Source organism: Brevibacillus daliensis (genome assembly GCF_021245735.1).
Taxonomy (GTDB): Bacteria; Bacillota; Bacilli; order Brevibacillales; family Brevibacillaceae; genus Brevibacillus_B; species Brevibacillus_B daliensis.
Window position 1 is genome coordinate 101,322 of record NZ_JAJISB010000029.1, and the last position, 10,365, is coordinate 111,686.

At 34.0% G+C, this 10,365-nt stretch carries 14 protein-coding genes and 1 pseudogene; 2 read left to right on the forward strand and 13 right to left on the reverse strand.

What is annotated here, in order from left to right; all coding sequences use genetic code 11:
* Window positions 1–365: 365 nt before the first annotated feature.
* The 9 genes and pseudogenes from LM917_RS18565 to LM917_RS18590 form a co-directional block, all read right to left on the reverse strand.
* A complete protein-coding gene (locus tag LM917_RS18565; protein WP_232699199.1) occupies window positions 366–1,181 on the reverse strand; it encodes a hypothetical protein in 816 nt (271 codons plus the stop codon).
* Window positions 1,174–1,395, reverse strand: a complete 222-nt coding sequence (locus LM917_RS24810) for an RNA polymerase sigma factor (protein ID WP_373688803.1) — start codon at window positions 1,393–1,395, stop codon at window positions 1,174–1,176. Before LM917_RS24810 ends, LM917_RS18565 begins: the two co-directional genes overlap by 8 nt.
* Window positions 1,343–1,714, reverse strand: a complete 372-nt coding sequence (locus tag LM917_RS18570) for a sigma-70 family RNA polymerase sigma factor (RefSeq protein ID WP_232699201.1) — start codon at window positions 1,712–1,714, stop codon at window positions 1,343–1,345. Before LM917_RS18570 ends, LM917_RS24810 begins: the two co-directional genes overlap by 53 nt.
* A 143-nt stretch (window positions 1,715–1,857) precedes the next feature.
* Window positions 1,858–2,043, reverse strand: a pseudogene (locus LM917_RS18575) (Tn3 family transposase); the annotation flags it as partial.
* Window positions 2,044–2,531: 488 nt separating this feature from the next.
* Complete coding sequence (locus tag LM917_RS24815; protein WP_373688806.1) at window positions 2,532–2,756, reverse strand: S-layer homology domain-containing protein; 225 nt, start codon at window positions 2,754–2,756, stop codon at window positions 2,532–2,534.
* Window positions 2,757–2,789: 33 nt separating this feature from the next.
* Window positions 2,790–2,870 carry an S-layer homology domain-containing protein gene (locus tag LM917_RS24820; protein WP_373688807.1) on the reverse strand — a complete coding sequence of 27 codons (81 nt, stop codon included), beginning with the start codon at window positions 2,868–2,870 and terminating at the stop codon, window positions 2,790–2,792.
* On the reverse strand, window positions 2,863–4,839 hold the full coding sequence (locus tag LM917_RS18580) for a hypothetical protein (protein ID WP_232699202.1): 1,977 nt from the start codon (window positions 4,837–4,839) through the stop codon (window positions 2,863–2,865). The genes LM917_RS24820 and LM917_RS18580 overlap by 8 nt, the downstream gene beginning before the upstream one ends.
* 151 nt (window positions 4,840–4,990) lie before the next feature.
* Entirely contained in the window at window positions 4,991–5,146 is a 156-nt protein-coding gene (locus tag LM917_RS18585) for a hypothetical protein (RefSeq protein ID WP_232699203.1), read from the reverse strand.
* 103 nt (window positions 5,147–5,249) lie between these two features.
* Entirely contained in the window at window positions 5,250–5,867 is a 618-nt protein-coding gene (locus LM917_RS18590; RefSeq protein WP_232699204.1) for a Rad52/Rad22 family DNA repair protein, read from the reverse strand.
* Window positions 5,868–6,216: 349 nt separating this feature from the next.
* On the opposite strand from LM917_RS18590, the gene LM917_RS18595 reads away from it, so the two are divergent.
* Window positions 6,217–6,405: a hypothetical protein gene (locus LM917_RS18595; protein WP_232699205.1), complete on the forward strand. Its 189-nt coding sequence runs from the start codon at window positions 6,217–6,219 to the stop codon at window positions 6,403–6,405.
* Window positions 6,406–6,425: 20 nt separating this feature from the next.
* Window positions 6,426–6,839, forward strand: a complete 414-nt coding sequence (locus LM917_RS18600; RefSeq protein WP_232699206.1) for an ATP-binding protein — start codon at window positions 6,426–6,428, stop codon at window positions 6,837–6,839.
* Window positions 6,840–7,109: 270 nt separating this feature from the next.
* On the opposite strand, the gene LM917_RS18605 is transcribed toward LM917_RS18600, so the two are convergent.
* The 4 genes from LM917_RS18605 to LM917_RS18620 all read right to left on the reverse strand — a co-directional run.
* Window positions 7,110–7,691, reverse strand: coding sequence for a hypothetical protein (locus LM917_RS18605; RefSeq protein ID WP_232699207.1), 582 nt, complete (start codon window positions 7,689–7,691; stop codon window positions 7,110–7,112).
* Between the two features lie 12 nt (window positions 7,692–7,703).
* The gene (locus tag LM917_RS18610; protein ID WP_232699209.1) at window positions 7,704–8,333 is read right to left on the reverse strand and encodes a hypothetical protein; all 630 of its coding nucleotides are present in this window, start codon (window positions 8,331–8,333) and stop codon (window positions 7,704–7,706) included.
* Between the two features lie 3 nt (window positions 8,334–8,336).
* Window positions 8,337–8,957, reverse strand: coding sequence for a hypothetical protein (locus LM917_RS18615; RefSeq protein ID WP_232699211.1), 621 nt, complete (start codon window positions 8,955–8,957; stop codon window positions 8,337–8,339).
* 171 nt (window positions 8,958–9,128) lie between these two features.
* A partial coding sequence (locus tag LM917_RS18620) for a hypothetical protein (protein WP_232699213.1) occupies window positions 9,129–10,365 on the reverse strand: 1,237 nt, incomplete at its 5' end.

Genomic DNA, 10,365 nt, shown 5'->3' on the forward strand with positions numbered 1-10,365 from the left:
AACCTTGATTTTTCTACTTAGCATAGAAAAATCAAGGTTTTACCTTCCATAAAATGTCTTAACGTATAATATCTGCGTTTTGTCGGTGGTACCCCTAATAGCAAAATTTTCCCCTTCTCAAATGTTTCTTTTATGTTAGGAATGATTAATATTATTTTTAAAAGAATTGAAGATAGCTAATCGAAAACAATTCCAGAAAAACGCTTATGGTATATGCCTTATCAATATTACGATGAGTTTGTTAGAGGTGTAGTGGATAATTCAAGTCAATTGTTCCCTAACTCCATTTCAGCAGATTCAAATTTTTCCACTTTAGCAGATTTGCAATGGGCCCGATCGGTGAATAAAGGCTATGATTATAATTCTCATTTGAACACATCAAAGACTTTGCTTTCACCATCTTCATACGGGCAATTAACAATTTGTAGGTCTTTCATTTCCCATTTTGCGGAGCGAAGATATATAAATGACTTATCAAATTCTACAATATTGTGACTCGTACCATATTGTAAATCGTCGTATTGCTCATGATAACCTGGTTGTTCAATAGTTTTAGGACTAAATAAATTTGATGGCTGTTGTGTAGTTTTTTTGATTATTCTAGTACTAATATCATATTGGTGAGTAAATATATATTTATTAGACGACATAGACATATCATCATTTCCAATAAAGATTGTTGTACCATCTTGCGATACAGATGCCAACATCATTGAGATGCCATATGACTTAATTTGCTCATATGAAATTCGATTAGTAACAATTGAATCTTGCATATTATATACGACTACTCCAAATGTACCCTGCATAACTGCTATCTGGTTATCGGCATATAAAAGTCGGGGCATCTCGGCACCAATATTCATTTGTTCAATTTCAGACAGGTCCACCGCTAATTCTTCACCTTCAGGTAAGGTAATATTTTCATTACCAGAACCCTGTGCAACATGCTCGTTTTCCGGAACTACAATTGGACTTTTTAGAAAAGATAGGCTTAGTACGAGAAAAATAATTGCTGCAGAAGCCAAAACTGTCCAATATAACGGATTAGCGCTTCTTGATTTATAAAACTCTTGTTGAATTTTTAGGTGAATTTTCTCACTTTCTTCAGTCGAAAATTCAACATTTTCATCTAAATAACTCTTCACTTTACCTGATATCTTCTTATCAAAGTTATTCAAGTTGACTACTCCTTTCAAGTTTTCTTTTAAGGGCTTCTTTTCCACGTAACAGTCTTGATTTTACGGTATTTATACTAATATTTAAGACATTACTTATTTCCTTCATGTTCATTTCCTGATAGTAATAAAGAATGAGAACTTCTTTGTATTTTCCTGAAAGACTAGCGATTTGTTTTATTATTTCTTTGGAATGTTGTTGCTGAAATATATTCATTTTCGGATGAATGACTTGTATTCAATGAATAAATTTCTGGTTTATAAATTAGATTCTTAATGCTCCATCGCTTACGATGATCCTTACATTTGTTAATCGTAATTCTAATTAACCAAGTCTTATAACTAGCTTCATGACGAAAATTGGCCAAGTTTTGATAACAAGTTATGAAAACTTCCTGAATGATATCTTCACATTCAACTCGATCATTTACATACAAATAGGCGATCCGTTTTAACTCTGATCCATACTTAACCATTAACTGATGCAAAAGATCATCACTAGTTATTTCTAAATCATTACTTTCTTGAATAAGCACCGCTGCCCCTCCCTTCAAAAGATTAGACGAATGTAAAGCTGCTTTTGACCCGTTTAAATTGGAATTTCGTTTATCGTATCCTAATTAGTTTACTAAAGACAAAAAAAGACTCACTGGAAAATTAACGGGTTCGGTTGATGGGGAGAAAAGTGCGATAAACGGAGCAACAATCCATCTAAAACATGAATCGCATCCCTTGAATTTGTATGAATAATCTTGGTGTAGTAAGAGGAGAATTGATCACTAGTAAAACGGTAGATGGTGGCTCCTTTTCCGGTTCCATAATGTGGATTTGCATCTGCATGTAGAGATGAAACACCTGGCTGCATTTACCATTTTAATTCGGAGAAAGCGATTTTATTAGATTCTTTAAGACCATTGAAACTTTCTTAACGTTGTTAAAAACGGAGGTCTCGTCAGGAAAATTGGCTTAGCGTTGTAAATCCGAAATGTTGGCTGTACCCCTATAAGGAAGCGTCCATTCTTTATTTAACAGGGATTTGTTTATCGGAAGATCCCTTAATCCACCTTTTCGAGGGGATGGGCAAAAACACCCAATTTCTTTGGTTCCGATAAATAGATCTCATAGATTTCACTTCTTGAAACACTTGTGGAAAAAGCTTTACAGCTAATTTTTTTCTTAACATTCCAATCCCCCCTCACTAAGCATAATAATAATATGTCTTTCCTTCAAATAATCTTGAAAAATTCAATAAACACTTGTATACAAAATTAACGCAATTTTATCTCCGATCTAGTTATAGCATTAAAATAGACGAGAATTAGGCGAACTAAGTCTCGTCTATTAATTGGAGTATTATGGCAAAAGAGGATGAATTAATTGTGCTGCGTGAGCTCGTGTTAAAGATGCTTTTGGTTTAAATGAATTTTCTGGAAACCCTTTGATAATATTTGCCTTCACAGCAGCTCCAACAAGAGATACGTTCTTTATGGTGTTCTTATCCTTAAATGTTAGTGCTTTGCTGTCACCTTGGAGATTAAGAGCGCGTGCTAAAAGAACTGCACTTTCTTCTCTCGAGATAGGACTAGATCCTTTAAACTGACCATTATATTCTTATGGAACTACAATACCTGCAGCTACAGCTGCTTGTACATACTGTGACGACCAATGATTATCTGGTACATCTTTAAAAATGGTTTTCCCAGTTGTTCCTAATTATTCCGCTCGATACTAGCTTATCAATTACCCCTATGGCCCAATGGGAAGCGGGAACATCAGTAATATAATGCGGTTGGGGTGAAATATTCGGAGCGGTAATAGTTTGATTACTAGTAACCTGTATGATTTGAGATTGCTTTTTCCCATTTATATAAAGCTGATAATCTCCAATTGGTAAATTAGTGAATGTAACCTTTCGATCTGATGAAGTAATCTCTCTTACTGTTGTATTAGGCTGCATTAATTTTACTTTTACGTTTCCGCTGCCTCCACTCCACGTAATCATCTTGGAAGTAGAGTCCTGGTTATAATCGGTTACCGTAATATCTTGAATCATTTGGGATTTATCTTCACCAAAGAGGATCTCTCCCACTTCTTTATTTTCAATTAATAGGGTATATTTCGTATCTGGTTCAAAATTAAAGAAGCTAACCTCTTGATTCTTCGTTTTCTTTTTATCCATAATTTTCGAACCCAGTTTAACACTAACTTCTACTTCCTTATTCTCTTTATTTGCTGTAGATTTCCAATCCCAAGTTATATCTACAGACATGTCCTCCGAATACTTTTGAATATCAAGATTTTTCACATCTGTATGCTTACTTTCTTCAGTTAAATCATTAATAACAAAGGACTCAACAAAGTCATCATCGATATATAACTTATATTTCGTATCAGGATCGAGTTCGGTAAAGGATATAACCTTTGCTGATGTTTTTTCCTTTTTCACTACATCCTTTCCATCTCGAATCTCTACAAGAATCTTCTTAGAAGATCCCTTCCACTTTACCTTTATCGATGTATCGCTGCTTTTCTCTACGGATAAATCATAGTCATTGTCACTACTCTCCACTAGCTCATCTAGAGCAAATATGGCGTAAGCTTTACCAGCTATATAGACCTGGTACGCTTGATTAACATCTAAGTCACCAAACCTTGCTGTCTTCTCTGCTGTTTTCAACTGAAAACTAGCTTCTTTTGATCCCTTTTCTTTTACTTCTACCAATACCTCCCCACTCGTTCCCTCCCAAGAAATCTTGACTCCTTTTTTCCCATCTTCTGTAACCTTTACATTCTTTGCTACTTGATTTTGAACAGGTGTAGAATCACCGGTATGAGTGAAACTTCCTAGTTTTACATCATTAATGTAAACATCAAATGTCCCGCTTGGTACGTTAGGAATGGTCATACTAGTAGTCCTTGTCTGGGAGCGGAATTTCTGTGTATTTCCTTGTTTTATAATGACAACCGTTAATCCTTCAGTACCTTCCCATTGGAGTAGCTTAGAATTTTTACTAGTTCCGTCTGAAACTGTTAGATTTTTTGGCATGTTCACATTTGGATTGGGGTTAGGTGATGGATTATCTGTAGAATGTGAAAAAGCTCCTGCTTTCTTCCCGTTTAAGTAGACATCATATTGACCAGGTGGAATTTTTGTTATGGTAAGTGTCGCCTGTCTTGTAGATGCTGTGTAATTAATTTTTTCATCCTGTCTAAGTTCTACCTTGGTCAATCCTGTTATTCCTTTCCAAGATAGGATTCTGCTATCTGGTAATGAACCTGGAACGATTTCTAGTTGATTCTCCATTTCTTTACCATGTTCTGTTTCCTGTAAAGGCTCTACAATGATCGAACCTGCTATTGTCCCATTAAGGTATACTTCGTAATCACCCGCTTTTAGACCTGAAAAGGTGATGGTCTGTACATTTGTTTCATTAGCATACATGACTTGGTTGTTCTGCTTAAGTTCTACAGTGACCAATCCAGTTGTGCCACTCCATTTCAATATTTTCGTAGTTGGTACATTACCATTGGATACAATAAAATTGGTAGGAGCGGTAACAGGAGCAGCGTATGCCTTTACGGGAGTTACAACTGTTTGACAAACACCTAAAGAGATAATGGAAGCACATAAAACGTAACAGACTTTATTTTTAACTTGCATGTAAAATAATTTCCCCTTTCTACCATACAAATAAAGAAACCCCCTTTAATCTCTAACCAAACTAGAGAACAAAGGGGGTTTCCCATTCGTGTATGTTATTGGCTTTATTATACAGTAAATCCATATCATTCGCTAATGCTAGATATTCGATTTATTCTTTTAACCATCCAATGGATGTTAAATCAATAATTACTGACATAGCGCAATTTGGTGCTTCGTTCTTCATAATACGTGAATAGGCTCGTAAATGCTCATTGGTTAGAACCGGAACATTCAAAAGTTCTCCTTCTATATACACTATTATCATCTTCATTAGTAACCCCTCTTATCTACAGTAGACCTAAATGGGTGAACCATTACTTATCAGAACATTTGGTATTTTCTTACATCAATATAAGTGGTTATTCTTTCTAACTTGAGATAAATGTGTCCTTTTTGCGAGTCATGTGTTCTGGAATATGGTCCACACAATACTTATTTCTTATCTCATAATGAAGTAAGGCTTGCTCATCAATTTTGCTGAGTTCTTTTTTGCAAACAACGCATTTATCACTGGTTGTTTGAGATGTAACCTCTTGCAACCCAATACCAGGATTCTTTGCCCATTCTCGATATGGAGCTAAATCCACCCATCCCATTTCAAAATGGTCGCATGCATCACGTAGAGCATCAGCAGCAGCGGCACGTTTCGCATCTTCATAGTTTCGAAATTTCCCTGGGTTGTCGTGATAAGTTTGTAAATCATGAAAACCCATTCCTTCATGTTCACGATGTAGGATTTTTAATACTCCATTTACCTGTACTTTGTTTGACTCACGGTCTATTACCTCACTGGTAATCTTCCAAGACCATAAGGAACCCACTTCTTCATTCAACCTATGAATGTACACCCGTGAAGGAATGTAGGCCCCATTTCCATCTCGATTACGAAATTGTACGGAGCCCAACGGAAAAGGTTTAGTCAAGTTATCCTGAATCCTCTTCCATAGCTGTTCCAATTCGTCGAAGTTTAAATGTTCAAATGGCATTAAAACCACCTCTTTTTGTATATTTGAATACCAAATTCATTATAATTAATCTTTCAATTACTTTCAGAAAAAAGAAGATCACTGAAGAATCATTTCAGTGATCTTACAATAGTATTTATTTTCTGGTTTATAGCTTATATACAATTTGAGAACAAACAACAGTAAGGAACAAAAATCCTTGATTTGGCAGCCATATTTATCGTTGATGGTAAAACGGCCAACTGCCATTAAATACACAAGTTTTTATGAACAGTTGCCAATCGAATGGCAAGCCTATCTCTCAAATTGTACGGATCCAGAGTAGCAGGAAGCTCTTCGGCTACTGTCCGTCATTCTGAAAGACGATGATATGAAAGTACCTACGCAAGCATTGCAGCTTGCATCTGAAAATGGTCACCCATCGGTTGATTCGATTAAGCAAATCTATTATCAACTGATAAATGGGCGTGGACAAAGGGATACCATCCATCCGAAAGGTTTTGTTCCTACCGTTCCAAATGCCACTAGAGGATTAGCACATTATAATCAATTCTTTTAGGGAACGGGTGGAGATCGCTAGTGAACTTGTTAATAAAAGAATACGCAAAACGTCTAAAGTTAAGTTGGATAGGACAACATTATCAGGAGGTTGAAGCGAATACAAATGAGGAGTATTTACATAGAATTTTAGAAAACGAGTTGCAACAACGAAAAGCTAGAAAAATCAATCTACTATTTAAGCAATCTTCCTTGCCAAGAATAACGGAAAAGCCATTTGACTGGAGTCACATTCAAATGGGACAAGGTCTCACGTCAGATCATGATCGATTATTTCATCACTCTCATTTGATCATCTTCAATGGCGAAAGCCATCGATACAAAGAATCGAACTACATGGGAAATAATTTAGGGGTTGGTAAGTGGTACATTTTTAATTGCCATTTGGTACATTTCTTACTTACCAAAACAAACGTTAATATACTTCTAATTTAGCTTCAGAAAGTCTTAGCATTATAGCCTCTGCCTTTAAAACTAGAGGATTACTCTACATTTGAACAAAAAAATCCCCTTCGGTAGACATTAATGATTTCATAATAACATGAAGTCTTACTGACTACTGTCAGGGGACCATAACAACTTTTTTTCTTGTTTTTTTATTGTTCTTTTCCGGTATAAACAAATACTACTTCCGAATTTGAAAGGAGTTATTCAAAAGTACTTCAGTAAGTAACATTGGATTGAGTTATCTTTTCAAAATAAATTTCATTTTGTTTCTTTTATCCGACTATACCCTGTTGCTTTAACCCATCTTTCTGCTAGTTCTTTTGCTATTTCTTCTTCAGATAAGCTTGTGCCAGTTAATTCTCCGTAGTACTGTTCAAATTCCGATTTACCTATTACCACAGAGTAATTTGCCGTAATGCCTCCTGTTGGTCTAAAATGACTTTCAACTAGAGCAATAGGTAAGTCATATTTTCTATTATATAAATAAACCCATGCTCTCATAGCCGCTTCCACTTCAAAATTTTTTACATCATCTCCCCATTTTTCTCCCTTAGTTGATATAAACAATCTAAATTTATCCTCTTCCACTTCTTGTTCGGGTAATTTTTCATATAAATAACTATTCAAATCATTAAAAACCTCTTTATTAACTCTATCTAGCCACAACTTACTTACCTCTATCTGCTTAATAGAATTATATTCTCTGGATAGTTCACTTATTATTTTTTTATCACTTACACTGTCACCTGGCATACTTGGCCTCTGATATAGTACTATCAACCAAGATAAAATTACTACAACTGTAAGAACTAAAGCTCCTGTAAATAGTATTTTTTTCATTAAATACCTTCTTTACTTAATATTTTCCCAGATCTTATCAAGTGTTACTGAAAGATTTGATATAGAGGGGGCTATGGCCCAAGGTTTATTAGAAAAATAACTTGTATGGGCCGCAGCTCCATTTGCAAGTTGTTCCAAAAAAACAGTAAAACTTTTTTCTGGTAACGGCTCATATCCTTCTGTCCAAATACCCAATATTGAAATGGGATCATTATATGCACTTAAAAAAGTTGTTTGGTTAATAACATGTCTATTTGTACTTTCAACCCTTGGTGATCCAACTTGTACCATTTCATGGACAAGAATCTTATCATCATTGTTTAGTTTTTCAGAAGCTCTGAATCCGGATACCCCTCCTCCACTATGACCAATTATTACTATCTTCCCTGATTGGTAAGTACTTTTTATATATAAATATGAAGGGGATAAGTAGTAAAAGTAGCCTTTTTCTTTAAGATCCTGAATTATAAAATCTAATTGCATAGTTGCTAAATTTACCATTTCTTTTTTGTTATTAGTATCAATTTTATCTGTTGTGCCATAAGGAAAAAAACTTTCCACCTGTACAGTTGACCCTTGATCTGCATACCTCTTTATTATATCTATTTTAGCAGATTCAAAAAGTGATGAATTACTTAACATCCCTCACAGAAAATAAATCGTATAATCTGGATTATTTGCAGTTAGTTTCGAATAATTTCTTTCTACCGCTCCTCTATCATTTGCAGCATCTATTGCATTTTGATTAAGAGGTGTTAACTGAATAAAATCATCATGAATTTTTATACCTATATCCCTTTTTTCTTTTAGCGCAACGGCATTGTACCATATTTCATTTTCTAATCTAAAATAATCTTCTTTTTCTATTAAATCTTCTAAGTTATCTAAACCAAAAGTAGGTATTTTTACATAAACTCTTCCATCTTCATAGCGACGAGCATAATCGTTAAATATATTTGATGGCTCTTCATCAGGTAACGTGATCGCTAAACCGAAATCCACATAGTTAATACTATTGTCAATTGCTACAAAATTAAAATAGCTAAAAAAGGTTAATGGAACATTTGAAGAATTATAAATAACTATTTTTCCTCTTTCAGGAATTGGTTTAGCGGATATTGCATTTTGAGACTCTGTATATATACTTCCATCAGCATTATACGATGTGTAGCTATATCTACTTCCATCAGATACATTATTTTTCAAGATTACAGATCTATCAGTAAGATTTTTAAAAACAATGCTTTCCTCAGGTAATAACGTCACTCTTTTAACTGCCTCATTTGGACTTCTTTCTACATCAAATACATCTCTGTTATACGTAAGTGTTACTGGAGTTGGTGAATTGACTGTAACAACCAATTTGGCATTGTCTATTACAGAAATTACGTTTTTCTTTTCATCAATGTAACTATAAAGCCCATTTCCTTTCGCACTTTAGATAGCATAATCAAATAATCCTTCATTTATTGAGGAAGCATCAGTGATTATTTTTTGGGAGCTATCATATAAATTTTTAAAAATGTACGTTTCGCCTTCTTCAATTGTTAGTGTCTCTAATGCAGCTTGATTTGAGTCTTCTCCATAAAATGCCAGGTTATATGTATAAAACAGTACGGGTACTGTAGTTGTAACTGTTATAATAACATACCCACCAACAGGAACTGTTGGGGATAATGTTGTATTATTTCCTTGAGACTTTACTGTTCCATCAGCATTATATAGAACATAGTTAAATTTCTTTTTGGTACTAGCATTATCTTCTAATGCCATAGCCTTATTACTGATATTGATAAACATATAACTTTCTTCTTGAAATAATTCTTTTTTGAGTAAAGCTTCTGAGTCATATATTTCAGATTTGAATATACTATTATTGTAAACAAACGAAGATTCATCTGAAATAGAGGTTATAACGATATAACCACCAGCAGGCACTGAATAACTTGTATTTTTTTCCATACCTAATTTATAGGGTGTATCATCCTCTTTATAAATTGCATAATCAAATAAGCTATCTTTTGTGTCATCTATATCAAGAAGTTGGTTAGTTTCAGTTTTGTTGTAAAAAATATAACTCTCTTCTTTACTTATCGTTAACCTTTCAAAAGCACTTTCTTCTATTTTCTGATATGAAATAAAACCATTTAATACAGAAAAATCGAGTGCATCATAAAAAACATTGGAAATAACAAGTTTATTTTCAGAAGGAATATCTGGAAGGCTATATTTATTTATCCCCTTTTTAATAAGTGAATCATTTTTATCATATAATGCATAATCAAAATACACTTTACTAGAAGAAGTAATGTCAGTTAAAAGTTTTACATTACCAGTATTTATATTATGGAATATGTAATTTTCTCCATTCTCTATCGTAAGTTTTTCGTAGACTCTCTCATCCCTTGAGTCATATGTAAAATCATCATTAATTGTAAAAGTAACATCGTTTGGTGAAGTTACCGTTATTATTATGCTTCCACCCATAGGAACAAAAGGTCTTCCTGTAAAGTCTAACTTTCCTATAGAAAAATCTCCTTTTTTATCAAAGGAAACAAAATCAAAATAACGTTTATTAGCATCAGAAGAATTATTAATTAAAGTCTTAGTAGCTGTGGTAGAGGTATTAAATATTTGGATCTGAGTCAATATCTTGGACACAAAAAAGTTAAGT

What these genes read in the sequence shown, in the direction of transcription:
- LM917_RS24810 (WP_373688803.1), bottom strand. Translation starts at nt 1,395, where the DNA reads ATGAATATATTTCAGCAACAACATTCCAAAGAAATAATAAAACAAATC.
- LM917_RS18580 (WP_232699202.1), bottom strand. Translation starts at nt 4,839, where the DNA reads ATGCAAGTTAAAAATAAAGTCTGTTACGTTTTATGTGCTTCCATTATC.
- LM917_RS18585 (WP_232699203.1), bottom strand. Translation starts at nt 5,146, where the DNA reads ATGATAATAGTGTATATAGAAGGAGAACTTTTGAATGTTCCGGTTCTA.
- LM917_RS18590 (WP_232699204.1), bottom strand. Translation starts at nt 5,867, where the DNA reads ATGCCATTTGAACATTTAAACTTCGACGAATTGGAACAGCTATGGAAG.
- LM917_RS18595 (WP_232699205.1), top strand. Translation starts at nt 6,217, where the DNA reads ATGAAAGTACCTACGCAAGCATTGCAGCTTGCATCTGAAAATGGTCAC.
- LM917_RS18605 (WP_232699207.1), bottom strand. Translation starts at nt 7,691, where the DNA reads ATGAAAAAAATACTATTTACAGGAGCTTTAGTTCTTACAGTTGTAGTA.
- LM917_RS18610 (WP_232699209.1), bottom strand. Translation starts at nt 8,333, where the DNA reads ATGTTAAGTAATTCATCACTTTTTGAATCTGCTAAAATAGATATAATA.